At 57.3% G+C, this 26994-nt stretch carries 24 protein-coding genes; 4 read left to right on the top strand and 20 right to left on the bottom strand.

What is annotated here, in order from left to right; translation table 11 throughout:
- Positions 1-6 precede the first annotated feature (6 nt).
- The 3 genes from ric to HRQ60_RS00405 form a co-directional block, all read right to left on the bottom strand.
- Positions 7-717 (bottom strand): iron-sulfur cluster repair di-iron protein, encoded by a 711-nt coding sequence (gene ric, locus HRQ60_RS00415; protein ID WP_425501613.1) that lies wholly within the window; start codon positions 715-717, stop codon positions 7-9.
- A gap of 114 nt (positions 718-831) precedes the next feature.
- Positions 832-1614 (bottom strand): RNA ligase family protein, encoded by a 783-nt coding sequence (locus HRQ60_RS00410; protein ID WP_172193671.1) that lies wholly within the window; start codon positions 1612-1614, stop codon positions 832-834.
- Between the two features lie 18 nt (positions 1615-1632).
- Entirely contained in the window at positions 1633-2205 is a 573-nt protein-coding gene (locus HRQ60_RS00405; RefSeq protein ID WP_172193670.1) for a TetR/AcrR family transcriptional regulator, read from the bottom strand.
- A gap of 277 nt (positions 2206-2482) precedes the next feature.
- Here HRQ60_RS00405 and HRQ60_RS00400 point away from each other — a divergent pair, with 277 nt between their 5' ends.
- Complete coding sequence (locus HRQ60_RS00400; RefSeq protein ID WP_172193938.1) at positions 2483-3916, top strand: DHA2 family efflux MFS transporter permease subunit; 1434 nt, start codon at positions 2483-2485, stop codon at positions 3914-3916.
- A gap of 390 nt (positions 3917-4306) precedes the next feature.
- Here the strand turns inward: HRQ60_RS00400 and HRQ60_RS00395 are convergent, their stop codons facing one another.
- The 6 genes from HRQ60_RS00395 to HRQ60_RS00370 all read right to left on the bottom strand — a co-directional run bounded on the left by HRQ60_RS00395 (position 4307) and on the right by HRQ60_RS00370 (position 8834).
- Complete coding sequence (locus tag HRQ60_RS00395) at positions 4307-4888, bottom strand: GNAT family N-acetyltransferase (RefSeq protein ID WP_172193669.1); 582 nt, start codon at positions 4886-4888, stop codon at positions 4307-4309.
- Between the two features lie 288 nt (positions 4889-5176).
- Positions 5177-5533 (bottom strand): MmcQ/YjbR family DNA-binding protein, encoded by a 357-nt coding sequence (locus tag HRQ60_RS00390; RefSeq protein ID WP_172193668.1) that lies wholly within the window; start codon positions 5531-5533, stop codon positions 5177-5179.
- A 12-nt stretch (positions 5534-5545) separates the two neighbouring features.
- Complete coding sequence (locus HRQ60_RS00385; RefSeq protein WP_172193667.1) at positions 5546-5698, bottom strand: hypothetical protein; 153 nt, start codon at positions 5696-5698, stop codon at positions 5546-5548.
- 117 nt (positions 5699-5815) lie between these two features.
- Positions 5816-6403 carry a sugar O-acetyltransferase gene (locus tag HRQ60_RS00380; RefSeq protein ID WP_172193937.1) on the bottom strand — a complete coding sequence of 196 codons (588 nt, stop codon included), beginning with the start codon at positions 6401-6403 and terminating at the stop codon, positions 5816-5818.
- A gap of 30 nt (positions 6404-6433) precedes the next feature.
- A complete protein-coding gene (ilvD, locus tag HRQ60_RS00375; RefSeq protein ID WP_172193666.1) occupies positions 6434-8140 on the bottom strand; it encodes a dihydroxy-acid dehydratase in 1707 nt (568 codons plus the stop codon).
- Between the two features lie 28 nt (positions 8141-8168).
- On the bottom strand, positions 8169-8834 hold the full coding sequence (locus tag HRQ60_RS00370; RefSeq protein WP_172193665.1) for a GntR family transcriptional regulator: 666 nt from the start codon (positions 8832-8834) through the stop codon (positions 8169-8171).
- 200 nt (positions 8835-9034) lie between these two features.
- On the opposite strand from HRQ60_RS00370, the gene HRQ60_RS00365 reads away from it, so the two are divergent.
- Together HRQ60_RS00365 and HRQ60_RS00360 are read left to right on the top strand one after the other, a co-directional pair.
- On the top strand, positions 9035-9463 hold the full coding sequence (locus tag HRQ60_RS00365; RefSeq protein ID WP_172193664.1) for a hypothetical protein: 429 nt from the start codon (positions 9035-9037) through the stop codon (positions 9461-9463).
- On the top strand, positions 9460-11919 hold the full coding sequence (locus HRQ60_RS00360) for a molybdopterin-dependent oxidoreductase (protein WP_172193663.1): 2460 nt from the start codon (positions 9460-9462) through the stop codon (positions 11917-11919). Before HRQ60_RS00365 ends, HRQ60_RS00360 begins: the two co-directional genes overlap by 4 nt.
- A 565-nt stretch (positions 11920-12484) precedes the next feature.
- Here the strand turns inward: HRQ60_RS00360 and HRQ60_RS00355 are convergent.
- From HRQ60_RS00355 to HRQ60_RS00300, 11 genes are all read right to left on the bottom strand, one after another.
- The gene (locus HRQ60_RS00355) at positions 12485-15295 is read right to left on the bottom strand and encodes a glycoside hydrolase family 2 TIM barrel-domain containing protein (protein ID WP_172193662.1); all 2811 of its coding nucleotides are present in this window, start codon (positions 15293-15295) and stop codon (positions 12485-12487) included.
- Positions 15296-15572: 277 nt separating this feature from the next.
- Complete coding sequence (locus HRQ60_RS00350; RefSeq protein ID WP_172193661.1) at positions 15573-16868, bottom strand: arsenite/antimonite efflux transporter; 1296 nt, start codon at positions 16866-16868, stop codon at positions 15573-15575.
- 445 nt (positions 16869-17313) lie between these two features.
- Entirely contained in the window at positions 17314-18528 is a 1215-nt protein-coding gene (locus tag HRQ60_RS00345; RefSeq protein ID WP_172193660.1) for an MFS transporter, read from the bottom strand.
- Positions 18529-18597: 69 nt separating this feature from the next.
- Positions 18598-19629 carry an ROK family protein gene (locus HRQ60_RS00340; protein WP_172193659.1) on the bottom strand — a complete coding sequence of 344 codons (1032 nt, stop codon included), beginning with the start codon at positions 19627-19629 and terminating at the stop codon, positions 18598-18600.
- A 266-nt stretch (positions 19630-19895) separates the two neighbouring features.
- Entirely contained in the window at positions 19896-21629 is a 1734-nt protein-coding gene (locus tag HRQ60_RS00335; RefSeq protein WP_216671435.1) for an aminotransferase class I/II-fold pyridoxal phosphate-dependent enzyme, read from the bottom strand.
- Positions 21630-21668: 39 nt separating this feature from the next.
- On the bottom strand, positions 21669-22052 hold the full coding sequence (locus HRQ60_RS00325) for an NUDIX hydrolase (RefSeq protein ID WP_343044584.1): 384 nt from the start codon (positions 22050-22052) through the stop codon (positions 21669-21671).
- 62 nt (positions 22053-22114) lie between these two features.
- Entirely contained in the window at positions 22115-22600 is a 486-nt protein-coding gene (locus tag HRQ60_RS00320) for a DMT family transporter (protein ID WP_172193658.1), read from the bottom strand.
- A 52-nt stretch (positions 22601-22652) separates the two neighbouring features.
- Positions 22653-23354, bottom strand: coding sequence for a Crp/Fnr family transcriptional regulator (locus HRQ60_RS00315; protein WP_172193657.1), 702 nt, complete (start codon positions 23352-23354; stop codon positions 22653-22655).
- Positions 23355-23398: 44 nt separating this feature from the next.
- Complete coding sequence (locus HRQ60_RS00310; protein ID WP_172193935.1) at positions 23399-23824, bottom strand: DMT family transporter; 426 nt, start codon at positions 23822-23824, stop codon at positions 23399-23401.
- 206 nt (positions 23825-24030) lie between these two features.
- Positions 24031-24999, bottom strand: a complete 969-nt coding sequence (locus HRQ60_RS00305) for an alpha/beta fold hydrolase (protein WP_172193656.1) — start codon at positions 24997-24999, stop codon at positions 24031-24033.
- A gap of 61 nt (positions 25000-25060) precedes the next feature.
- Positions 25061-25525 carry a DinB family protein gene (locus HRQ60_RS00300; RefSeq protein WP_172193655.1) on the bottom strand — a complete coding sequence of 155 codons (465 nt, stop codon included), beginning with the start codon at positions 25523-25525 and terminating at the stop codon, positions 25061-25063.
- Positions 25526-25721: 196 nt separating this feature from the next.
- Here HRQ60_RS00300 and HRQ60_RS00295 point away from each other — a divergent pair, with 196 nt between their 5' ends.
- Positions 25722-26909 (top strand): cytochrome P450 family protein, encoded by a 1188-nt coding sequence (locus HRQ60_RS00295; protein WP_172193654.1) that lies wholly within the window; start codon positions 25722-25724, stop codon positions 26907-26909.
- Positions 26910-26994 lie beyond the last annotated feature (85 nt).

Raw genomic sequence — 26994 nt, 5'->3', positions numbered from 1 at the left:
CTTGGCTTAAATCGCTTTGCGCGCCTGGTCGAAGAGGATGTTGTTCTCCATATGGATATGCTCGAACGTGTCTTTTTCCAGCGCTTCGAGGCGGCTGAGTACCAGGCGATGGGTACCGCAGGCATCCATCGGCGGCACGAAATCGCCGGTGATCTCGCGCAGTTCCTTGAGCAGTTCGCCTGCTTGTTCATGCTCGCTTTCCAGCTCGCTGAGGTGAGGCGCAAGCGCCTCCGCCGTTTCCGCGGAAGGATTCTGGAAATAAGCGGCCAGCAGCGGGAATACATGCTGGTCTTCGTCCTGCGTATGTTCCAGCAGTTCTTTTTTGAGAAGGGAGAAGATCTCCTGCACCCGCAGCAGATAAGGGCGATGACCGCCGTGTACGCGGGCAAGCTTCGTCACATAAGGCGTAAGCGCCGGAAGTTCCTGACGCAGCGTCTCATGATACTTGCGCTGGATATGTGCGATCAATTCCTGCGGTTCCAGCGAATTCGGCTTCATTTCCTGATGTTGGGTCACCTGCTGACCGATCTCTTCGATCCGGCGCAGAACTTCCGCGGTGTCGAGTCCCCGTTCTTCGGCCGCCTGCTTGATCGGCATTTTGCCGCCGCAGCAGAAGTCGATCCGCAGCTCGCGGAACAGGTCGCCCGTACGCGGCTGTTGGCTGACAATGTCCGATACCCAGGTTTCTTCGTTAAATGTTTGATTCATGGTGGTCATGATTTGTGCCTCCCGTATATGAAGATGAATAAAGTGTCTGTCGTCGTTTTCTTCTTCAGTATAGGCGGGCGGAGCAGAGGACCTTGTGATTCCAAGCACTTTTTTTCACAAGACTTATTTTCTGAACGTTCGCTCGTAATCTTCAAAACGGATCTTGCGGATCCAGGTGCGGCCGACGCTCCGAACGATGAGGCCTTCCGCTCTCCCGGCGACTTCCATCCCTACCTGTGTCTGTTCGAATCCTTTCAAATAAGCAAACGTGTCGGCAAAAGAAACCGGGAATTCGCCGCGGTCGACCGTATCCAGCAGCGGAGCCGCCTGCAGATTCAGGGAGTCGACAATTCCTGCCTTGGCCTGCTCATCGTAAAAAGGCTGGTTCCCGTGGTCGCGCCACTGTGCTATTTTCTCCTGGGGCTGTGCAAGCAGAGCGTCCAGTTCTTCCCGATTCAGCGAAAAAACATCGAAGACCCGGTAGTTTTGCGTTTTGTTGTCGGAATAATTTTTGGAAGCTTTGGTCTTGCCGCCGTACGATTCCTGATAAAAAACAGTCAATGCCCAGTCAGGATGATCGGTTTGCGACAGCTCGGCGATGATGCGTTCGGCGACAGGACGCAGGAATTCAGCGATATTGCCATAGGGATTGCCGATTCGGTCTCCTTTTGCATACAACAACTCTTCCCTTGAGCCGATCAGGTAATCGATCTCTCCCGACGGGTGGGTCAGCAGGATGATTCTCGAGTTTTCTCCGTCGACTTTCTCATAGACGTACAGCTTCTCTGCGGCGCCGAATTCGGCAGGTTCGGTCAGTGCCTCGTTCAACCGCCCTCTCTCACCCAATTGATGATAGGTCAGAATACTCGGGTATTTGGTCAACGAGTTGATTTTGTTCAAGTCCATTTCGATTTCTCCTCTTCGTTAGGGGCTGACGCGGAATAACAGGGCGAACTGCTTGGCCATGAAGGACGGCGTATACGGCATATCGCTGCGCAGCCAGCCTGCGATGGTGCCGATCAGGGCGGCGGAACCGAACCAGATCGCGACATCGGGCTGAACCTGACTGTTCTTGACCGGCATTTCCTGGATACCTGTTCGGATCTTGCTGACAAATACGTTTAAGAGACGCTCATGAAAAACCGGCGTTTTCCCGGCTCCCAAGACGACTTTGTAGAAATCCGCATTGGCCGCAATATGTTCGAGCAGACCCAGCAGCATCGTCTCGTTTGTGCCGTTTCGATGCTGTTCGATCGTGCGCGTCATCACGCGCTCCACGTCCTGCGCCATCTCGTCCGCCATCGTCTCCAGCATATCGTGGATATCTTTGTAATGCAGATAAAAAGTCACCCGGTTGATCGTCGCCCGCTCCGCGATCCGGTTGACGGTAATCTTGTCCACATCCATCTCCTGCATGAGTTCAATCAAGGCGTCTTTGAGCAGTTGGCGGGTGCGCAGCACTCTGGGGTCGGTTCTTTTTTCTTTCGGTTCGCTCATGATTGCGCTTCCTTTTCATATGTTTTTATTTACACATTCGTTTGTTGTGTATATTATTCAAATTTTAAACAACACTCTGTCCCTTTTGTGCAAACTAATTTACGTTTTCGTGAAAAGTGTCGCTTGTAAGGAAGGTCTTCCCATGATTATAATCTGGTTTATGCAATGTCGATTATCCGACACGTTGTAAAAAAAGTCTAGCCCAAAATGAGAGGACGGAGAGAAATTGAGCAGTACCCCTACCATCGACACCGGATCGGCCCGAAAAGGACCGATCATGTTCATCATGATTCTGGGCGCCTTCCTGGCAACCCTCAACCAGACGCTGATGAGTGTCGCCACGCCGGAGCTGATGAAAGATTTCGATATTACCGCTGCGACGGCGCAGTGGCTGACCACCGGCTACCTGCTGGTCAACGGCGTGCTGATCCCGATCACCGCTTATCTGATGCAGAAGTTCTCGACGCGCCAGCTGTTCCAGGCTTCGATGATGATCTTCCTCGTCGGCACGGTCGTCTCGGCGCTCGCCGGCGACTTCCCGATGCTGCTGACCGGACGATTGATCCAGGCTGCCGGCGCCGGCATCATCATGCCGCTGCTGATGAATGTGATCTTGGCTCTGTTCCCGCCGGAGAAACGCGGATCGGCCATGGGCCTTGTGGGTCTGGCCATTATCGTCGCTCCGGCGATCGGACCGACGCTTGCCGGCTATACCCTGGAACATTATTCCTGGGAAACGATGTTCTACGCCATGATCCCGCTGGCCGTCATTGTCATCGTGCTCGGCTTCATCTATCTGCGTAATGTCGGCGAACGCGTAAACGTCAAGTTCGACGCTCTCAGCGTCATCTTGTCCACGATCGGTTTCGGCGCTCTGTTGTACGGCTTCAGCCGTGCGGGCAGCCTCGGTTGGTCCAGCGCCGAAGTCTTGATCATGATCGCAATCGGCGTGGTCGGACTTGTCGCTTTCTCGTGGAGACAGCTCAAGATGAAGACCCCGCTGCTCGACCTGCGCGCATTCAAGTTCAACATGTTCTCGCTGACGATCGTTATCAGCATCGCCGTAACGATGATTATGTATGCGGATATGATGCTGCTGCCGCTGTACCTGCAAAGCGCACGCGGCTATACGGCGATCGAGTCCGGCCTGCTGCTGCTGCCGGGCGCGCTGCTCATGGGCCTGCTGATGCCGATCACCGGACGCCTGTTCGACCGGTTCGGCGCCAAATGGCTGACGATTATCGGGATGGCGATCGTGATTGCCACGACGCTTGGGTTTATCAATCTGACCGATACGACCAGCTATACGTATCTGGTGCTTATGTCTACCGCCCGCCGGATCGGGATGGCCTTCATGATGATGCCGCTCCAGACGGCCGGCCTCAATCAGCTGCCTCCCCGCCTGAACGCCCACGGTACAGCAATCAGCAACACGACCCGGCAGGTAGCCGGCGCGATCGGTACCTCGCTGCTTGTCACCGTCATGTCCGATCGCGCGAAGAGCCATGCGGCCGACATGATGCAGAGCGGAGTCGATCCTGCGCAGATCGCTACGCAGGCGCAGATCTCCGGAATCAACGACGCGTATGTGGTGATCGTCGGCATCGGCGCGGTAGGTCTGCTGCTGTCGTTCTTTATCAAGAATGTGAAGCGCGGTTCGGACGAGACCGTGGTGGTGCATGCGGATAAAGGCAGAACGGCCGAGGTTTAAGATTTAAGTTAAAAGGAATTTCCCGGCGATAACCCGCCGCCTGCTTCCGTTTTGGACTTTCCCCCTCCTACAGCGAGGCAAAAAAAGAGCAGCCGTATAAATCGGCTGCTCAGATTGTCGAGAAAGTCCTATTCGTAGGAGAAGCTTGTCGGCTGCGGGAGAAATTCGTTCCGGTCGCGTGTTGAAATCGGGAAAAAGGATTAGATGTTAGCGGAATTTTCCCGATTAACGGTGCAAGTTCATATCCTGATTTTGGATGAACTTGCACCACAAAGGCGAACACTATCGTTCCTACACTGAATTTCTCCCTCCTCCTTTTCGCTTTGCTTAGAATCAAAGCTTTCTCGACACGTTGAGCAGCCGTATAAATCGGCTGCTCTTTTTTGGACTTTACCTCAGCTTACGCTCCAATTCTTTTTTTACCGTCCCCCATTCCCGATCAACGATACTGTAGAAAACGGTATCTCTCACATATCCGTCCGCCAGAATCTTATGATTCCGAAGCACGCCTTCTTTCACTGCGCCCAAACGTTCGATAGCCCGCTGGGAGCGCAGATTGCGGCTGTCCGTCTTGATCTGTACCCGAACCGCTCCGAGCGTCTCGAAACTGTATCGCAGCAGAAGATATTTGCATTCCGTATTGACCGCGGTGCGCCAGACCGATGCAGACAACCAGGTCCATCCGATCTCCAAATGCCGGTCGGGCAGCGAGATATTCAGAAAACGCGTACTGCCTACTATCCTGCCCGAACGGTGATCGAAGATGACAAACGGAAATTCGCTGCCGTTTATTTTGGCCTGCAGCGCTTTATGTACAAGCTGCTTCATCTCTTCCATCGACCGGATCTGAACAGGCATATAAGTCCAAACAGCCGGATCTTTGCCCGCCTCGAACAATTCCTCTGCATGATGCTCTTCCAAAGGCTGAATTCTGACATGCTGCCCCGTCCAACCCACAGGTGAAATTTCCATGTTCAACCTCCTTTTCGGTAAAGAGTATATAAATAAATATCGTAGGGTTGAAGAGCCAGTTTGATTCTTTTTCATAGGGACAGACTTTGGGGAAAAGCGTTCCGCTTAGCGGTCGGGTCGCTTTTTTCCAAGGTTGATTTTGATTTTTGGTTTTCTATTATGAATTTTTCATGTGATTAATTTTTATTTTATGTTCTTCTCATAAAAAAGACGCTCCTGCCGAAGCAGAAACGTCCTTGCGTCTATTCTTGGCTGCTATGCCCCTATCACTAACGCCAGCGACCTAGCTCAAAAATCCGCCGACTGCCGTTTTTTCGAAATCTTGGGCCGGGTCAGTTCGAAACTGCGGCGCACCAGGTCCAGGATATCTTCTTCGCCCAGCGCGCCGTCGAGAATCACCGTATTCCAGTGTTCTTTGTTCATATGATAGCCGGGCCGGATCTCTTCGTGCAGATCCCGCAGCATGGCGGCCCGCATCGGCTCGCACTTGAGATTGGCGCAGGCATGGCCTTCCCGCTCGTAAATAAACGCGAAGGATTTCTTGTTACCCCCGTGCCGCATCACTGTCCAAGTCTCGTCAAACGGATAATCTTCATAAGCGCCGGGAAACGCCAGACAGCGCTCAATCAGTTCCTGCTTGTTCATTGCCTTCCTCCGTCAATCGTCACCGTCGTTATCGTCGTTCGTATCGTTCATCTCTTGGTTTTCCGTATCGTTGTCCATATCGCCGTCGTCTCCGTTGTCCGCTCCGCAGCCCATCACAACCGACAGCACTCCAACCGCGAGCAGCATATTCAGCATTTTTTTCATGGCGGTTCCTCCTTTTCCGTAGGGGTAATCGTCTTCTCCCTATAAGATAACCCGCGGAGGAACCTTTTGAACGGTTTGGAAAAAGATGATTTCGGCGATTGTCCGATTGGCTTGCGGTCAGACCCGGTTGTACTTGCTGCGGTCTTCCTCGGTAATCTCGCGGATCACCCGGCACGGATTGCCCGCGGCGACCACGCCCGGCGGAATATTCCGATTGACCACGCTGCCCGCTCCGATCACGCTGCCGGCCCCGATCGTCACGCCGGGCAGCACCACGACATTCCCGCCGATCCAGACATTGTCTTCCACCGTAATCGGATACGCGTATTCCAGTCCCTGATTGCGCTGCCCGATATCGAGCGGATGCCCCGCCGTATAAAAACCGCAGTTAGGCGCGATAAAGACATTGTCTCCGAACGTGACTTTGGCCGCATCGAGAATAATCAGATTGTGGTTGGCATAAAAGTTCTGTCCGAACTCGATAAGATAGCCCAGATCGCAGTAAAAAGGCTGTTCGATCACAAATGAACTTCCCGCCCGGGCTACGATCTTGCGGATCATCGCTTCACGCTCGTCGAGCTTCAGCGGATTGAGTTGATTGTGCTCGAAGCAGAGCGATTTGCAGTAAATGCGCTCGCGGACGAGCTGCGGATCGTTGTTGTTGTCGTAGAGCAGCCCCGCGGCCGCTTTTTCTTTTTCGGTCATGTCCGGATGCCGGCTCATTCGTTAACCCCCTCAGTCTTCGAACAAATCGGTGACCGCGCCCTTGGACGCCGAAGATACCAGTCTCGCGTATTTGGCGAGCACGCCCGAAGATACTTTGTAAGGAGGCTGCACCCAGGCTTTCGCGCGGGCGGCCAGTTCCTCTTCGCCCACTTCCATCGTGACTTCCCGGCTTTCGCTGTCGAACGTCACCAGGTCGCCTGTTTGCAGCAGCGCGATCGGTCCGCCCACCTGCGCTTCCGGCGAAACGTGGCCGACGACGAAACCGTGCGAACCGCCCGAGAAACGGCCGTCTGTCATCAGTGCCACTTCGCCGCCAAGTCCCCGGCCGACGATCATCGCGGTTACGGACAGCATTTCCGGCATGCCCGGTCCGCCTTTCGGCCCGCAGTAGCGGATGACCAATACGTCGCCTTTTTGAATCTCGTCTCTTTCGATGGCTGCCGTGGCTTCGTCCTCGCTGTCGTAGACTTTGGCCGGACCCGTGAAGCGCGTTTTTTTCATGCCCGACATTTTGGCTACCGCGCCGTCCGGCGCCAGATTGCCTTTGAGTACGACCAGAGGACCGTTAGGTTTCAGCGGACGGTCGAACGGACGGATAACGTCCTGGCCTTCCTGCAGGGAAGGCATGTCGGCCAGATTCTCCGCCAGGGTCCGTCCGGTCACAGTGATGCAGTCCCCGTGCAGCAGCCCTTGTTCCAGCAGCATCTTCATGACGCCCGGCACGCCGCCGATATCGTTCAGATCCTGCATGACATGGGCGCCGCTCGGCTTCAAATCGGCCAGATGCGGCACCTGCAGACGAATGCGTTCGAAATCGTCCAGCGTCAGATCGACTTCGACCGAGTGGGCCATCGCCAGCAGATGCAGGAACGCGTTCGTTGATCCGCCGAGCGCCATCACGACCGTAATCGCGTTCTCGAACGCTTCTTTGGTCATGATGTCGCGCGGATAAATGCCTTTCTCCAGCAAGTTGATGACTGCGGCTCCGGCTTTCTCGCATTCTTCCGCTTTGCCCGGCGAAATCGCGGGCGTCGACGACGAACCCGGCAGGCTCATCCCCATCGCTTCCGCGGAAGCAGCCATCGTGTTGGCCGTGTACATGCCTCCGCACGCGCCGGGTCCCGGACAAGCGCTGCACTCGACTTTATGCAGTTCTTCGTCGCTCAGGCGTCCGTCCTGATACTGGCCGACCGCTTCAAACGCGGAGACGATATCGATTTTTTTGCCGTCCAAAATTCCCGGTTGAATCGTACCGCCGTAGACGTACACGGACGGCACATTCAAGCGTCCCATCGCCATCAGGCAGGCCGGCGTATTCTTGTCGCAGCCGCCGACGGCGACCAAGGCGTCGAAACGCTCCGCTCCGGCGACAATCTCGATCGAATCGGCGATTGCTTCGCGGCTAGGCAGCGAGAACAGCATACCTTCGTGTCCCATGGAGATGCCGTCCGACACGGTGATCGTATTGAAGACGAGCGGCGCGCCGCCGCTGTCTTTCACGCCTTTTTTGGCGCGGAAAGCCAGGTCGTTGATATGCATGTTGCACGGCGTCACTTCGCTCCACGTGCTGGCCACGCCGATCATCGGCTTTTTGAAATCCTCGTCCGTAAAACCTACCGCGCGCAGCATCGCCCGGTTCGGCATGCGGTTGGCTCCCTCGCTGATCGCTTTGCTGCGAATTCTCAAATCTTTCGAATTTCCTGTAGTTTGATCCATTATTATTCGCTCCTATCTGAATGAAGTATCAAAGCAGCCGCTGCAATTCGCGCATCGGGCGAATCAAATTGCTTCTCATCGCTTCGCGCGCCTGTTCGGCGTTCCCGCTCCGGAAAGCCTCGATAATCCGGAAATGTTCGTCGACAGAAGCCTGCGTCGAGTCGATCGGCTGCTTCAAAAAAACGTATTTGAAACGCCGGATATGCACTTGAAGCGAATCGTTGAAACTTGCGGTATACGGATTATCGGATAATTCGACGATCAGGTTGTGAAACTGCTCGTCCGCCTCCATCGCCCCATAAGGCTGGCCGCGGACGACCGCTTGTTCGAATTCGGCGTTCAGCGCGCTCAAACGTTCAATCTCTTCCGGGCGAACGAGTGGAGCCGCGACTTCCGCGGCCAGCGCATGCAGAGCCGCCAGGGTCGAATACAGCTTGAAAATGTCTTCTTTCTCGATCAGCGTCACTCGCGTCTCCCGTCCGGGGTAAGCGGCGACCAGCCCTCTCATCTCCAATAACTGAAAAGCTTCGCGAATCGGGGTCCGGCTGACGCCCAGCGATTCGCTGAGTTCGGCTTCAAGCAGTTTCTCGCCGGGCCGGATCGTGCCGTCGATAATCCAGCGTTGAATTTGATCGAATGCTCTTCCTTTCGCCGAAATTCTTGCGGGAGCCGCAAAGTCTTTGGGAATCGGCAACGGCTTACCTCCTTTTTTTCACCGCTAAACAAATTCGTTACATGCAATATATCGCATACGTATGCCGAAAGCAACGCTTAATGTGTAATCGGTCCGAACCCGCCGACTGGCCGCGCTTGTTAACGCAAAGCGGTCTGCGGGTATGTAATCTTGAGCATAGTCGCAGATTCGAACAGGCAAATCCCAAAAGGAGGAATGTTATGAATAGGCTGTATCCGCTTTTCGCGCAGGTCTATGAGGAAGTGAGATCGGTGCTGGACGAAACGGCAGACAGGTCCCATCCGCTCGTCGCCTTGTTCCGTACTTCCCTTGAAGAAGAGCGCCAAGCGCTCGAGAATCTTCTTCCGAAGCTGGAACGCGGCGACAGACTCGAAGATTTCAAAACAGATTGTTCGGTCGTCTATCTGAACGACGAGATCGTCGAATCGACGTTCCGGGCCTGGCGTCGCGCGGTGGATTGGATGGATCACGACGATTCCGAGGAAGCGGCGAAGCTTGAGAACCGTTTTCCCGGCATGAAAAGCACTTTAAAAGAAGCGGCGGCGGAAATGGAGCGGATCTACGGAGCCGAGAAGATCAAGTTCGTTATCCCCGCTCTCTATCAGCCGCAGACGGGAGGTCTTCGATGAGCTGGCAAAAAGAACGGATCGACATGAACGTCTACAGTCAGGGTGAAGTGGATCGTTGGGTGTACAGCACGTGCAATCTCTGCTCGGTCGGCTGCGGCTGCGAGATCGCGGTCAAAGACGAGCAGATCGTCGGGATCCGCGGCAACGGCAAGCATTCGATCAACCGCGGGCGCCTCGGTCCCAAAGGCGAGCACCAATGGCAGGCCAATGCAAGTCCGGACCGCCTGCTCTCCCCGCTGATTCGCAACGAACTCGGGGAACTGGTGCCGGCCTCGTGGGACGAAGCCATGAATCTGATCGTCGACAAAATGAAAAGCGCCATCTCGGAAAAAGGACCGAACAGCGTCGCGATCTATTCCACGGGACAGGCGTTTCTGGAAGACTATTATACGATTGCGAAGATCGGCCGGGCCGGCATCGGCACGCATCTGCTCGACGCCAATACGCGGCTGTGCACGGCCACGACGGAATTCTGCCTGCTGCAGTCGTTCGGCGCGGACGGCACGCCCGCTTCCTACGACGACGTGGACGAGACCGATACGCTGATGCTGTTCGGACACAACGTCGCCGAGACCGGGACCGTGCTGCATGAGCGGATCATGGACCGCAAAGCGCGTACCGGCAAGCCGTTCATCATCGCCGTCGACCCCCGCCGCACCCTGACCGTGCGCGGCGCGGACCTGCATCTGCAGCTTCGTCCGGGCACCAACGTACCGCTGCTGAACGGGCTGCTGCGGATCATGCTCGATAACGGCGCAGCCGACGAAGAATTTATCGCCGCGCATACGATCGGCTTCGAGGAGATGGCCGGCGCGCTTAGCGAATGGACGCCGGAGCGAACGTCCGAAGTGACGGGCATTCCGATCGATACGCTGCTCGAAGCGGGACGTATCCTGTCCGAGACGCCTTCGCTTGTCACGACAACGCTGCAGGGCGCTTTCCAGAGCGCGGACGCGACGACCGCCTGCGTGGCGATCAACAATCTGCATCTGGTACGCGGCTTGATCGGACGCCCCGGCTGCGGGCCGCTGCATATGGCCGGCCAGCCAAGTTCGTCGGCGAACCGTACGGCGGGCGGCGTCGGCACGTATCCGGCCAACCGCAATCCGATGAACCCGCAGCATCTGGGCGAGATGGGCCGGCTGTGGAACGTCGATCCCATGAATCTGCCCGCCGGTCCCGAGAAAGGGATCGAAGAACAGCTGGAGATGATCGAACAGGATCAGATCGACGTGTTCTGGAATATCGGCACCAATCCGCTCGTCTCCCTGCCCAACCGCAAACGCGCCAGGAAGGCTCTGGAAAAAGTGTTCGTCATCATGCAGGATCACTTCCTGACCGAGACGTCCAAAGTCGCGGACGTCGTGCTGCCGGCCGCCATGTGGGGCGAAAAAGAAGGTACGATGGAAAATGCCGACCGGCGCATCAATCTGCTGCGCAAAGCGGTCGATCCGCCCGAAGGCGTACGGACCGACCTCGATATCCTGATCGATTTTGCGTGGCGCATGGACTTCCGCGACCAAGACGGACAGCCGCTGATCGGCTATTCGACGCCCGAAGAAGCGTTCGAAGAATGGAAGACCGTCTCCGCGGGACGCCCGTGCGACATGACGGGCATGACGTACGACAAGCTGGAGCGGCATAACGGGCTGCGCTGGCCGACGACGGAGCAGAAGCCGGAAGGCACGGCGCGGCTGTACGAAGACTTGAAGTTTCCGACGCGGCCGGAATACGCGCAGAGCTATACGAAAGATCAGTTCACCGGGCGCGCGTTGACCCGGGTCGAATACGAAGCGAAGCAGCCGAACGGGCGCGCGATTCTGCATGCGACCCGCTACGACCCGCCGTCCGAACAGCCCGGCGGTGATTTCCCGATGTGGCTGACGACGGGCCGCCTCGTCTGGCATTGGCATACGCGCACCAAGACAGGGCGTTCGCCCTATCTGCAGGCCGCCGCTCCGCACGGCTACGTGGAGATCCATACCGACGATGCCCGCGAGCTGAACATCATCGAAGGCGAGGTCGTGCGCGTCGTCTCGCCGCGCGGCTGGATCGAAGTGCCGGCAAAGATCGGCGACGCCGTGCAGCGCGGTCTGCTGTTCGTACCGTTCCATTTCGGCAGCTGGGAAAGCAATCAGGCTGCGAACGATCTGACGGCGGACTTCGTCGATCCGCTGTCCAAGCAGCCGACGTTCAAGCAGTCCGCCTGCCGGATCGAGAAGCTGCGCAGGCCGCATCTCGTCGCAAGCGGCGAGACGCTCGGCTACATCGCCGAGCAGTACAACCTGAGCGTCGACGACCTGCTGAGAGTCAATCGCATGGATACGCCTTACGGCATCCAGACCGGCCAGCATCTCGAAGTGCCGATCTCGGTCATGAACGTACCGATCCAGCCTTACTCTCCGCAGCGGACGGATTTTAAGCGGACGGAGCTGGAGGAAAAGGGCAGCGATTGAGGCCCAGGCGCGGGGACACGGGCTGAGCCGCAGGATGTGCAGACAAGTGCAGCCTACGCAGGCACATGCAGCAAACGCGGGCACAAACAGCAAACAAGGCATAAAGGCATCCGGGAATTGTTGGATTCTCATTTTTCGTGTAAAGGCGGATGAAAGACGAATTTGCCCGCGGAAGCCGAACACGGTAGGATGGGCACAATAGGCCCGCCATAGTGGGTATACCAAAAAGGAGCGTCTGCCGATTGGGCAGATGCTCCTTTTTGATGATGAAACGCCGTTTTGCGCCGGAATTAAGTGCAGGTCGACACTTATTGCGCCGAAGAGTACTCTTTTTCCATCAAATAAGTGCGCTTCAACATTTAATTGGCGCTTTTGACGGCTCACAGAGCACTAAGGCTCGAAATAACTGCCGCAGCGCAGTTATTCGTACCACAGCTCCGATTCGGGCGAAAATAGCTGTCGTAGCGCAGCTATTCTCGAAGCCGTCATTTCCGTGACTGCCGCTGTGCGACTTCCGCCGCGGCAGCGGCTCGGCCGCAAATCCGGACCGGCGTATTGCGCCGATCTAGCGAATCATCGCCGCCAGCTCGTCAAGGCCGAGCTCGAACGTCGGAGCGAACGCGTCCGAACGCACGTAGTTCGCCAGGCTGTGCAGGAACTGACGACCGTCCGGCGACTGCCCGGCCGCGGCCGCGTCGACGGCGCAGACGATCAGGCTGCCGCCGCCGGTCTTGCATTCGAACAGCAGGCCAAGCTTGTGGTTGCGCTCGAAGTTGTCGATCGTCTGCACGATCGGTTCCCATTCGGACGAAGTGCCGTCGAGAATGACCGAACGCGAATTCATGACGACGTTCCACCACGCATACGTCGAATGGGTCGCCGACGGGAAGTCGCGCAGAGCCGGATGTTCGCTGCGGATCAGCAGACCGTGCGTGCCGACCGGCACTTTGCGCTCCATGCTTTCCGAGATCGAGCGGAACATCGGATAGCACCAGAAGTCCGACGCATACGTGCCTTCGATCGCGTTCTCCAGCGCAGCCGGATTCGGCATCAGCAGCACTTTGCCGCCGGCCGCAAGCACCGCTTCGGCTTCGTCCGTCAGCGTCTCGAAGACATGCCCCCCGCCGAAGTCCGCCTGAATGCCAGGCGGATAAATCCACAGTTCATACTGTTTGTACACGCTTGTGCCTTTGATGTGCAGCGACAGCTCGGCTCTCTGCATCGTCTGCACCGATGCAAGCGCAAGCTCTACGTTTCCAACTTCAAACACGTCGCCGCTTTGGGTCAATTCCGCCGACAGCGTCCCTTCGCCCAGCGTCTCTCCGCCTGCAGCCAGCTCCCAATCCACGTGGATGAGGCCCGGTGCCGCTTCGCGGTACCAGCTCAGCTCGACGGCCGCGCGGAATTCTTCGCCGCCGACCAGGTTGTACGACGGGAAGCGCGCCAGCAGCACCGCGTCGTCGCAGAACGAACGCCAGTCTTCCGGCGTAATCAGCCCTTTCGAATCCATAAAGGCGTCCAGAGCGCCGACGAGAGCCGTACCCTGCCCGCTGAAATCCTGCAGGTCAAGCAGTTGGAAGCCGGCCAGTTTGCGCGAACGCAGCGCCGCTTCCAGTTCTTCCTTGTAGCAGTCCATCGCCAGCTTGCCGGAATTTTCGAAATAGGCGCGGGCCAGATGGCCGAGACCTTTTTCCTCCAGCCGCTCGCGGAAGATCTTGAAGTTCTCCGCCTGCAGCGGTCCCGTGTATTTGTCGATTTCGTCGAAGTTCGGGAACGTGCCGTACTGCCCGATCTCGTGCGAGACGACCGGAATCGGCGAGATCCAGTCTCCGCCGTCGCCTTCGGCTTCGACCGTTTTCATCTCCATGCCGTATTGGATCTGGATCGTTTTCGCGCCGCCGTCTTCCCCGTCTGCACTCTGCAGGCGCGAAGGCGAGATCGGCTCGTCGTAATCCGTCATCGTGCCCGGAGGCGCGAGCTGCACATGGCCCTGCGGCGCGTCGCACATCGCGTACGAACCCCGGAATCTGCGTTCGCGCGAGAACCGCACGCCGCAGAAGAAATCGTCATGTTCGAGCAGTTCCGGCACCCACTGGTGATTGTTCGATCCCTGCGTATACAGCGGACGGCTGTCGAATTCTTTGTAGCCTTTGAGGATCGAATCGATCTTCGGGCGGCTGCCCCACAGCTCGTTGCCGAGCGAGAACATGACGAACGACGGATGGTTGCCGAACGCTTGGAGAATGGCATACCCTTCTTCGATCAGGTAATCCTGCTCCGCCTGGTTATGGTTCTCGTCGCCCGGCTCCGTCACCGTGCCCCAAAACGGCAGTTCCGGCTCCATGTAGATGCCCAGCAGGTCCGCCGCGACGAACGCCGCTTCCGGCGGGCAGGCCGTGTGGAAGCGATAATGGTTCATGCCGTACGATTTGGAAATGTTCAAGATCCGTACCCACTCGTCCACGTCGGTCGGCGCATAGCCGGTCAGCGGGAAAATCAGGCCGTCATGCTTGCCGCGCAGGAACGTGCGGTGTCCGTTGATCTCGAACTTGTCGCCGGCCGGGCGGAACTCGCGCAGGCCGAAGACGCTCTGCGTCACGTCGATCACGCTGCCGTCTTCGCCGAGCAGTTCCAGCTTGAGCCGGTACAGCTCCGGCGTCCATTCGCTCCACAACCGGGCGTCCGCACCCAGCGGATACTCCACGTCGAGTGTACGGCCATCCGTTTTCACGTCCAGCGTCTGCGGCGTATGTACCGTCTCGCCGTTGAAGCTGACCGCGGACAACCGCAGCCTTGACGCTTCCGCGCCTTCGATCTGCGCCGTGATGCGCACGCTGCGATCGTCGACATTCGGGTAAGTACGCAGCTGCTTCAGATAGGCCGGTCCGTAGAACTGAAGCTCGATCGCGCCCGTGATCCCGTTCCAGTTCGTCTGCGTATCCGGAGACGTCATATGGCCGCCCTTGGTCGGATAATCCGTATTGTCCACGCGGATCGTCAGCGTCGCTTTGCCGGCGCGCAGTTTGCCTGTCAAGTCGTACATATGCGGCGCGTTGAGGCTGCCTTGGCTTCCCAATTCTTCTCCGTTCAGCCACACCGTTGTAACGCGCGTACGTTCCAGGTGAAGCCAAGCAGTCTGCGGCGCCCATTCCTCCGGAATTTCGATTTCTTTTTGGAACCAGGCATACCCTTCGAACTTATAGGCATCCGTGAGCGAGCCGGTCAATTTCTCTTCGTTGCGCGGGCCTTTGCGGGCATGCGAAGTCGTGCCGGGCAGCTCGATGGTGTCGTCGAACGTCTGCGTTTGCGGCAGGCCCCGTTTCTCAGCGTCCAAAGCCAGCTTCCACGAGCCGGACAAGTCGATTCTATTCAACATGGTTCATCACTCCTATAGATGTATACGGTTTCGTTAAGATCCGGACCTCTGCTTGAGCCCGGGCAGAAGCGCCCCGTTCCGGTCTCCCCGTTTTACTATAACGTTTTCGTAAAAGTTCGGCAATTGCTTTGTGAATCGTTTTCGGTTTACCTATACGCCGGATCGATTCGAAGCGCCGCGGGTGCCGGAGTCCGGTTCGAACGGGTTCATCCTGCGACAAAAAGCTCCGAATCGCCAGGATTCGGAGCTTGCGCCGCCGCGGAAGCGGCTTTTCTTTTTATAACCAAGGCAGCCACAGATACAAGCCCAGCAGCGTAATGAACAGCGTTGGAATCGTGAGGATAACCCCGATCCGGAAATATTGTCCCCAGGTAATCCGGATGCCTTTGTTATTCAGGACATGCAGCCACAGCAGCGTCGCCAGCGAGCCGATCGGCGTCAGTTTCGGTCCAAGATCGGCTCCGATCACGTTCGCGTATACCAGCGCTTCGTGGATACGGCCGCCCATATCCGCCGAGTCGATCGCAAGCGCTCCGATCAGCAACGTCGGCAGATTGTTCATGACCGACGAGAGAACGGCGCTCAGGAAGCCCATGCCCATCGTGGCCGCAAACAATCCCAGGCTGGAGAACGCCCGAATGCCTTCCGCCAGCAGATCGGTCAGTCCCGCGTTGCGCAGACCGTACACGACCACATACATCCCGACGGAGAAAAAGACGATCGACCACGGCGATTCCTTGACCACGGCCGCCACGGAAATCGCCGGACTGCGCCGGGCCAGAACCAGGAACAAGATCGCGATCACTCCGGCAGTCAGCGACAGCGGAATACCGACCAGTTCGCCCGCGAAATATCCGCCCAGCAGCAGAACGATCACCGCCCAAGAAATACGAAACAGCTTGAGGTCGCGGATCGCCGTCGCCGGCGCTTTAAGCTGGTTATCGTCGAAGCGCCGGGGAATACTTTTGCGGAAAAAGAAGTACAGTACGCCGAGGCTCGCCCCCAAAGCGAACAGATTCGGCACCAGCATCACCTGCGCGTAGCGCATAAAGCCGATGCCGAAATAATCCGCCGATACGATATTGACCAGATTGCTGATCAGCAGCGGCAGAGAGGTCGTATCGGCGATAAAACCTCCCGCGATAATAAACGGAAACACCTGTTTCTCGTTCAGATTCAGCGCCCGCACCATGGCGAGCACGATCGGCGTCAGAATGAGCGCGGCTCCGTCATTGGCAAACAGCGCCGCGACGACCGCCCCGAGCAGAACCAGATACACGAACATGCGCGTTCCGCTGCCGCGCGAAGCTCGGGCGACATGCAGCGCCGCCCATTCGAACAGTCCGACGCGGTCCAGAACCAACGAGATCAAGATGATCGCTACAAAAGCGAGTGTCGCATTCCACACTACGTCCGTTACGTCGCGCACGTCCTGAAGATCCACCACGCCGGTCAGCAGCGCGAGCGCCGCACCTCCGCAGGCGGACCAGCCGATCGGCAGCCCCCGCGGACGCCGGATCACCAGGAACAGAGTCAAAACAAAAATCAAAGTCGGCCATAGCGCAGCGTACACACGTCATCCTCCAATAGTGTGAGATCCCTCGGAATCCCCACAAATCAATCATATAACCGTTTATATCTTAGACGCTTGGATGCGGCGAAGCAAGTTCTCCCTTCTCCGGACGGCCGAACCGACGAACAAAAGCAAAAAAGACGCCCTTGGGCGTCTTCAACGTGTCGAGAAAGGTCTGCTTCCGAGTGAAGCGAGGAGGCGGAGGGAGAAATTCAGTGGAGGAACGATAGTGTTCGCCTTTGAAATCGGGGAAATTCTACTAAATTTCAATCCTTTTCCCCGATTTCAACACGTGACCTAAAGCCCTTCGAAGAAAGGCACATCGTAAGCATCTGCTAACGAATTTCTCCCGCAGCCGACGAGCTTCTACAACGAATAGGACTTTCTCGACAGCCTGAAGACGCCCTTGGGCGTCTTCAGGCTGCCGACCGCTGCGAATCGGTCTTTAGAGCGCTTTTCTCAAAGAACGGATCACCTGCTCCGAACACAGCAGCATCATCAGCACGAAGACCAGCGTTACGATCGGGAACAGACCGATCCCCGCCTGCGAAGCCAGTACGCCGAACAGCGGCGGCAGGAAGGTCGTGCCGGTGTAGGCTACAGCCATTTGGTAGCCGATCAACTTGGCCGAATTGGCCCGCCCGAACCGCGCGGGCGTCTCATGGATAAAGCCCGGGTAGACCGGCGCGAAACCCAGTCCGATCAATACGAATCCGGTCAGCATGACGAAATCGGGCAGCGGAAGCAGCAGCATGACGGCTCCAAGCACCGAAATGAGCTGGCCGACGAGGATCAGCGTCCGGTTGCCGACTTTCAAAGTAATAAATCCGCTAATCAGGCGGCCGACGGTAATTCCCCCGTAATACAGCGAGATCCAGCCGGCTGCCGTTACGGGCGAGATCCCCCGCGAACCGACGAGGAAGCTCGCCCCCCACAGGCCGACCATCGTCTCGACGCCGCAGTAGAACAAGAAAGCGAGCAGCGTCATTTTCACGCCGGGAAGACGCAGCGGACGTTCGGCCGGCAGCGCTTCGGTTTTCTTGGACCGATCCGCGCCTGTGGCTGCCGCCTGCGCGGCTTCCTTCTCGTCCGCGAGCGTAAGCCGCTGCGCCGAGACCTTTTTCCAGAGCGGCAGCGTGACCAAGAGAACGATCACGAGTCCGAACTGGATCACGGCAACGGCCGTGTAACCGGCCCGCCACGAATCGTGTTCCTTGATGAAGTAGGACATCAGCAGCGGACTTGCCGTCGCTCCGACTCCCCAGAAACAGTGCAGCCAGCTCATATGATGCGCTTCATAATGCGTCGCCACATAATGATTCAACGCCGCATCGACCGCTCCCGCACCAAGCCCGAGCGGAATCGCCAGCAAGGCCAACCAGAACAGCGACGGGGCAAACGAGAAGCCCAGCAGCGCGGTAGCGGTCATGAGACAGCTGAGCAGGGTCAGCGGCCCCGTGCCAAGCTTGGCAATCAGCCTACCGCTGAGCAGGCTCGACACGATCGTGCCGGCCGCGACGATCATGGCCAGCAGACCCGCCGCTTCAAGCGGCGCCCCAAGATCCGGCCGCATCACCGGCCAAGCCGATCCCAGCAGCGCATCCGGCAGTCCCAAACTGATAAAAGCCAGGTAAATCACGATCAGAAACAAAGTTGCCATGCAAACCTTCCTTTCGCGCTTTGCGCGTAAATGATAACGCAGATTCCTGCCATCCGGGAAACCGGCCGGTCAGATCGGTTCGCCGGACGTTTGGCTGTAGGAAAGCTTCGGTTCCAGCGCTTGCAGGGCAAGCTTGCGCAGTCCTAGGGCAAAATGCTCCGCGAACTGCCCGGAGGCTTCGACTTCAGGCTCGGCGGGCAGTGGATAATGCCGGATAAAGTCCTGCCACGCGTCTCTCCAAGGCGAAGAGTTCAAGCGCTCTCCGTACAGCACGATCCGGTCCGGAGCCAGCACCGCACATACGGTATGCGCCAGGCGGCAGACGGTTTCTTCGAATACGTCACCTTCAAGCGGACTGTTCCAATCGATACCGAGCGGAAGATATTTGACTTCGCCCGCCATGCCTTTTCTTCCCGGGATCGTCCTGCCGCCTATCGAGATCGCCAGCCCCGGCGGATACTTGTCGGGAAAGTAGAGTCCGAGCACGATACGTTCCTCGCTGTGTCTTGGCGGCGTCTCATCGGCCAGATACCCCTGCAGCGCCGCGTTGACGTCGTTCTCCAGAAGCACGGGCAGGCCGAAGCGCTCTCCGATCAGCGCCGCGGGATTGAGACCGATCAGCCGCTTATGGCTGCTGACTTCGATTTCCCCGTCGACCGCCTGCCCGGGAATCCCCAATCCCACGATTCCGATGTTCGGATAAACCGTCAGCAGCCGCCCGATCCAATCGAGCCACGATGGACAATCCAGCTCGTCAAAAGGCAGGTCTTCGCGCGCGACCTCTTCCCCACGCAGATCGACGACCGAAGCGAACACCGTATCCAGGCTTTCGCGTTCGTACAGATGCATGACCAGCGCCAGGCTGTGCCGGTAATTGAAGCGGTACAGGGTCGCCGGTCTTCCGCCGGTAGACGGTCCCGCTTCTTCTTCCGTCAGTTCTCCGCGTTCCGCAAGTTCGCGTACCAGGGCGGCAACGGTCACCACGCTCAAGCCTGTTTCTTTGGACAGTTGGGGCTTGCTGACCGTTCCGATTCGTTTCAATGTTCGCCGCACCGTATTCAAATTGATTTCTTTCATCAAAGTCGTATCGGCCCGTTTCATGTCAACCTCCATCCACTTTATAAATATGGTTTATTAAGTCTCTGCGTTTATATTGCCTGCGAGAGTTCTTTTTGTCAACGGCCTGCGCAAAAATAGGTCAAAAGCAAAAAACGCGAAACCGGTTTTGCAGCGGGTCTCGCGCTTGGTCGAATCAAACCGGATGGACTGTAAACTGCTGCAAAGTACGGATAAGAGCTTACAGCAATTCGCCCGCCAGCTCGGAACGTTAAACGAATCCGGTACGGTCTTCCGGGTTCGGGCCTCGCTCAGCACAGGCTGCGAAGAAATCGTCCGATCCGCCGCGCCGCTTCGCGCAGCGCGTCTTCACCTTGAACAAGCGAGAAGCGTATGTAGCCTTCGCCTTCTGCGCCGAATGCGGAACCCGGAATAGAGCCGATGCCTTCGCGCAGCATCAGCTGCCGCGAGAACTCTTGGGACGTCCAGACAGAGTCTGCGCAACGCATCCGCTCGGGCAGCCGCGCCCACAGAAACATCGTGGCGCCCGGAGAACGCACCTGCCAGCCTTCCGCGGCCAGTGCTTCGACGAAGACATCGCGTCTTCGCTCGTAGAGAGGCGCAACGCCCCGGTCGCCGGGCGGCGCCTTCATGGCTTGTTCCAGAGCGAAGACGGCCGCTTCCTGAATCGGCTCGAATACGCCAAAATCGATATGCCCTTTCAGTTCGCCCAACGCTTCGACCACTTCGGCATTGCCCGCCATGTAACCGACCCGGCAGCCTGCCATATTGAAGCTTTTGGAAAACGAATGCAGTTCCACAGCGGTCTCTTTGGCACCGGGCACTTCGAAAATACTGAGCGGCCGATAACCGTCAAAGCCCATTTCGGAGTAAGCCAAATCATGAACGATCAGCACATTCCACCGTTTCGCTTTTTCCGTCAGCCGTTCAAAAAAGGCGAAATCCGCCAAAGCCGCCACCGGATTACCCGGAAAATTCAGCAGAATAAATACTGCTTGCTCCCAGATTCTATCGGGTATCGCGTCCAGGTCGGGAATAAAACCGTTCTCTTCGCGCAGCGGCATCAGCCAGGGCTCCACGCCGGCAACCGCCAGGGAACCGGCATAGATCGGATAACCGGGATCCGGCAGAATCGCCAGGTCCCCTGGGTTGCAGATCGCCTGCGCGAGATGCGCCAGCCCGTCCTGCGAGCCGAGCAGCGGCAGAATTTCCGTATCCGGATCCAGCTCGGCGCCGAAGCGGTGCTTCATCCATGCTGCGCACTGCCGCCGAAAATCGGACGTCCCTCTCGTTCCCGGATAGGTATAAGCGCTCTCGCGCAGTACGGCCAGACTAAGCGTCTGCCGAATTTCCGACGAAGGCGCTTCGTCCGGTGCCCCGATCCCGAGATTGATCACGGTTTGCCCCGCCTGTTCGGCTTGTTCTCTCCACCGTGCCGCCTCCGAAAATACGGACGAACCCATGGCATCGAGCTTCTGGGCTCTCCACGAGCGGCGCACGGGCGAAGCCGGATTCGTATCCGGGTCCGGACGAACCAGATCCAGGGTATACCAGGCATCGCACGCGAAATGTTCCGAACCTTCCAGAGGAGCAGCCAAGCTGCGGAACCCGTGCTTGCGATAAAAGCGGTTCGCCGCTTCCATATTGCTCAGCGTCTCCAGGTAACATTGTCCGTAATGCCGGCTTGCGAAATCCAGCGCCGTGCGCAGCAGCTGCCGCGCGATGCCCGTTCCCCGAGCTTCGGGGTACAGATACATTTTCTGGAGCTCGCACACTTCGCCCGATCCGGCATAAGGCGCAATACCGCAGCCGCCGATGACTCTTCCTTCGCTCAGGACTACCCAGTATGCCCGGTTCGCAGACGACTCCTGGGTACCGCCCGCGTTGTACTCCCGATACAAATCGCTCAGGCCGGGGTCCGCCCAGGCGAGTCCTTCGCGATTGCCGCCAAACTCGATGAGAGACTCCCGGATCACCGTTTCGATCGCTGCGTTGTCTTCTCTGCGTATCTGTCTAATCTCCACGTGCTGGCCCCTTTCGGCTTCTCCGGCTTTATTTTTAGGTTACTCCCGTGATTCTTCCGCAGTATTTGTTCCGTACAGCTTGTCAAAAACCAGCAGGCTTGCCGCCGAAACCCGGCCGCGGTCGCTGTTGTCCAGCCAAGCCAATTCTTCGATTTCCGCAGCCGGGGCAAGTTCCCCGTCGTAGTCGGCCGTATAGCCGATCATTCGCACCCGCACCTCTCCGCCTTTACCGTCTGCCGGCGCTTCGAACACGCCGAACCGTTTGGCGGTTTCCGGTCGGATCCGCACCGTAAGTTCTTCTTCGATTTCCCGTACCAGCGTCTCGACGTCGCTCTCGCCGCTCTCGCGCTTCCCGCCCGGGAAGTAATAGATTTCTTTGCCTTTGGAACGTGCGCTCAGTACTTTGCCGTCTTGGAACAGAATCTAGGCGACCTTATCGATCACGAGCGGCTGTTTATCCGTAGGGTTGTCCATCAGGGTTCCTCCTAGAGTGCCTTGAATGCCGAAGCCTGAAGCTCCGGCGGCTCCGTTTTCTTTTTCCCGCCAAACTTGAATACATAGATCCCCGCTACAATAATAACGACACCCGCCAGCTGTTTCCAGTCAAAAGACACCTTCTCAAGCCCCAGCCAGCCCATCGAGTCAAACAGCAGTGCAAAACCCAGCTGCGAAGTCAACGTCACCGAAACCGAGAACGTCGGCCCCAGTATTTTGACACCCAATACCAGACAGATCACGACGCCCACGCCGATCAGGCCGCTGAATGCGTACCAAAGTTTCATATTGTGCAGATCGAACGTTCTTCCGCCTTCGAAGATCAGACTGCACGCCAGCGAGGCGATAAAGCCCATACCGAGTACCCAGGTCGTGGTTGCCCACGAACCCATATGTACATCCGTGCGGTTGTTGAATATCGTTTGCAGCGCGACCATCGCTCCCGCGAACGCCGCAAGCACCAATCCGAATCCCATTCGAGTCCCTCCCCGTTTCTGCCGTTTCCCGGCCTCCGCTTTCTTGGTTGGCTTAATGCTCGTACAGATTCCGCCCCGCCAGCGCTTCCAGTCCCAGACGATCCCGTACATGCAAAAAGCCTCCGCTGCGCTCCACCAATCCGTCTTCCGACAGCTTGCGGATCACCCGGTTGAGATGCCGATAGCTGGTTCCGATCAGGTTGGCCGTATCGGTCAGCTCCGAAGTGGCCAGCCGTCCCTGGAAGCCGGCATCGCTCTCGTCGTAACAAACGGACAGCAGATAGCTCGCCAGCCGCACTTCCACCGGGTACATCAGATTGAAACTGAGAAAGTCCGACTTGATATAGAACTTTTTCGTAATGATGTCCAGCATAAAACGCAGCAGCGGCGCATGATCTTCTCCATACCGTTTGAGCATTTTCCCGGATATGCCGATCACCACCGCCGGAGAAACGGCTTCGACCGTATTGATAATGTCCAAATCGCGCAAATATTCGATATCTCCGATAACTTCCGGCGGATTTTTGAACGAAATGACCAAAGTTTTGCCTTCCGGCGACGTCGTGTAAATCTTGATCTTGCCTTTGACCAGCACGTAGAGCAGATCCGCACGTTCGCCCTGGCCGCACAGCTGCTCTCCCGGCTCGAATGCATACAAGCTCAAATACGGCCGCAGCGGTTCGTGGAACACCTTTTCGATCCCATGCTGCGCCAGATACGCTTCAAGCAGACCCGCGTCTTTGATTTCTTTCATGGACAAGAACTCCTTCGCTTCGAATCAAACAGGGCTTCCCCGCCCTACAGCTTCATGACCAGCACCCCGCCGATCATCAGTGCGAGACCGATAAACTGCGGAGCGCCCATCTTACTTTTCGGTCTTCCGAACCAGCCGAAGGTATCGATCAGGAACGTCACGCACAGCTGGGCAATCAGCAGCGCCGAGATGGTAAAGGTGACGCCGATCGTCTGAATAGCGGTGACCTCGCTGTAAATGATAACCGCGCCAAACGCGCCGCCTGCCAGATACAAAGGTTTTACTTTGCGGAACCCGCCGAGATCGCCGTCCTTCACAAAGAAATAAATAAGCAGCGCCATGACAAATCCCGTCAGTTGGGTCACCGTGGCCGCCTGCCACGTCCCGATATCTTCGCTGATTCGGGCATTGGCGACTCCCTGCAGCGTAATGCAGGCTCCGCCCAGAAAAGCGAATAGGATGCCTCTTATCAACGTATTGTCCTCCGTTTCCTTGGGGCGCGTCTTCTCCCAAAAAGGCGAGCGCGCCGATTTCCTTCCCCATTATACGGACAGGGCACCCTATCGAAGGAAGGACATATGTCCCAAATCTTGAAATCGGGACAAAAAAAGCTTTTCTCCGCCTGAAATCGGAGAAAAGCTGTTCCTGCCGGAAACTTGCCCGAAACTGTCCGCGCTCAGTCTGCCGCGGCGGGTTCGCTCAGGCGTCCCTGCAGAAATTCGGTTACTTTGCGTGTATAGGACGCTTTGTCGATCAGGAACGAATCGCCGTGTCCGGCGCCTTCGACGATCAGCAGGTCTTTCTCGGCCGGGCACGCTGCGTACAGTTCGTGCACCATCGACGTCGGAACAAACACATCGTCGGAGCCGTGGATAAACAGCATCGGTGTCCGGCTGCGCCGGACCTGATTCAGCGCGGAGGCTTCGGTGAACGAATAACCGGCTTTGATCCGGGTGAGCGCTTCGGTTGCCGGCAGCATCGGGAAAGCCGGCAGCTTGTACATGCGCTTCATCTGATGGGCCAGTTCATCGCGAACGGACGTATAACCGCAGTCTTCGACAATCGCTTTGACATGGGGAGGCAGATCTTCTCCGCTTGTCATCATGACGGTCGCACCGCCCATGGAAATCCCGTGCAGCACAATCTGCGCCTGCGGGCCGTCCTGCGCAATGATCTGGCGGATCCAGCCGAGATAATCGACCCGTTCATGCCAGCCGTAGCCGATATAAGTCCCTTCGCTGCGGCCGTGGCCGCGTGCATCCGGTACCAGAATATTCATGCCGAGATCTTCGTGGTAGAACTTGGCCACTCCGCTCATGATCGAAGCGTCGCCGGAATAACCGTGCGCCAGAATGGCGGTTCGCTTGGTCGGCTGCTTGGCGGACAGATAATACCCGTGCAGCTTCAGATTGTCGCCGGACAAAAGCGTCCGATGCTCGAACGGCTGCTCCGTCCACCAGGTGCGGCTGGACTCCGTCTCGGTCTGCACATCCGGATTGGGCTGCAGGCCGGGATCGGCGTCGAGAAACGATTTGGGTGCGCGGGCCACGGCCATACGGTAGAAATAGAAGCTGCCCGCCACAACGGCTGCAGCCGGAACTGCGGCAATTCCCAGAGCGGTCAACAAAGCTTTGGATGTTTTCACGATAATCTCTCCTTTGTCTGTGGAACTGCGGCGTATTCGAGTCCGGCGGAACGAATCCCGGTCAGGACCGGCTGATGCGAGCCAATGCGTTCATGACGCCCATATGTTGATTCATATGCGTGACGTTCAGCATCAGCAGATCCCCGAGCGTTTCCGCTTTGGCAAAATTGTCCAAGCTGGCAAGCGCCTCGCCTTGCTTGCCGGCAAAAGACTCCCGGAAACGCTGCGGAAGTCTGCGCATTTCTTCGATCAGTTCGTCCCAGGCCGGCGGTTCGCCCTGCCAGTCCGAAGGGCGGGTACCCGGCGCAAAAAAGGTCGCGTAAGCGGAAGGAAGAACCGGCTCGCGTCCGGAGAGTCCGTAGACGACGCGGTCGCTGACGGCGAGGATATGGCCCAGATTCCAATACAGATGATTATTGAACCCTTGCGGGATCACTGTTCGGGCTTCCTTGGATACACTCTCCGCATACTTCAAAATGCCTGTCTGAGCCCGGTCCATCAGTTTGAATACAAAATCGTCGGTCATTGCTGTACCTCCATGCCGTCTGGCGAAGCTCTTTGGCAAGCTTGCGCGGTGCGGCGATTTTTGAAATCCTTCACTTCCCCAGTATACAATGACGCCTTTCGGGCAGGCAACGAGGGGCGGCTTATCGGATAACGGCATAGTGGGTAATAAGTAAACGTTATCTTGTTTTTATCCGACTTTGAGAGGAGTTTTTGATTTGAATTCCAACCACTCGCCCAAAGATGTGCTGTTCACCCCGGAGTTCACCCAGGATCCTTATCCGGTCTATACCCGAATGAGAGAAGAAGAACCGATCGCAAAGCTGATGTTTCCCGACGGCCAATTCGGATGGATGATTACCCGTTACGAAGATGCCGTCGAGATTCTCAAAGACAACCGTTTTATCAAGGATATGACCAAAATTTACGGCAGCGGCAGTCAAAGTATTTTCACGAACAATATGCTTTTCGCCGATCCGCCGGATCATCGCAGACTGCGCGGGCTTGTCCAGCAGGCATTTACGCCCAAATTGATCGAAGGCATGCGCGGGCATATCCAACAGATCGCGGATCAACTGCTGGATGCCGTCGAAGGACGGGATACGATCGAATTGATCGACGATTACGCTTTCCCGCTGCCGATTATCGTCATCAGCGAAATTCTCGGGGTTCCGATCGAAGATCAGGACAAATTCCGGACCTGGTCGAATTCGATTATCGGCGCTTCGAACGCGGAAGAAGGTCCGACCGTTTATCAGCATATGCAGGAATTTACCGAGTATCTGGGCAGATGGTTCGAGAAAGTCCGGCGCGAGCCGGGCGACGATCTCATCAGCCAGCTGATCGTGGCGGAAGAAGCCGGCGAGCGCCTGTCGGAACAGGAAATCTACGGCGTGGTATCCCTGCTGATCATCGCCGGCCACGAGACGACCGTCAATCTGATCGGCAACGGTATCCTTTCGCTGCTGCAGCATCCCGAGCAGCTGCGCAAACTGCAGGAGAATCCGGAATTGATCAAAGGCGCTATCGAAGAAATGCTGCGCTACAACGGTCCCGTCGAGTTCAGCACGTCGCGCTGGGCCGGTGAAGATCTGGATTTCCGCGGACATGCGATGCAAAAAGGCGATCTGATCGTCGTGGCGCTCGATTCCGCAGACCGGGACGGCTCGCAGTTCGCCGATCCGGATCTGTTCGATATTACCCGGGAGCGGAGCCGGCATCTGGCGTTCGGACACGGCATTCATATGTGCCTGGGCGCACCGCTGGCCCGACTCGAAGGCGAGATTGCCGTAAACACGCTGATCCGGCGCTTCCCGAACCTTCGTCTGCGGCAGGATGCGGGCGAACTCGAATGGCGTCCGGGCATGATTGTACGCGGCGTCAAAGCCATCCCGCTGTCTCTGTAACACGCTTCAACCGAAAACAGGCCTCAACCGAAAGTCCCCAACGGCAAAAAGCCTTTTCCCTATCGAGGGAAAAGGCTTTTTGCTT

It is taken from the genome of Saccharibacillus qingshengii (assembly GCF_013185195.1).
In the GTDB taxonomy this organism is placed as follows: Bacteria; Bacillota; Bacilli; order Paenibacillales; family Paenibacillaceae; genus Saccharibacillus; species Saccharibacillus qingshengii.
The sequence above is the reverse complement of the archived record's forward strand: the minus strand, read 5'-3'. Positions and strand labels throughout refer to the sequence as shown.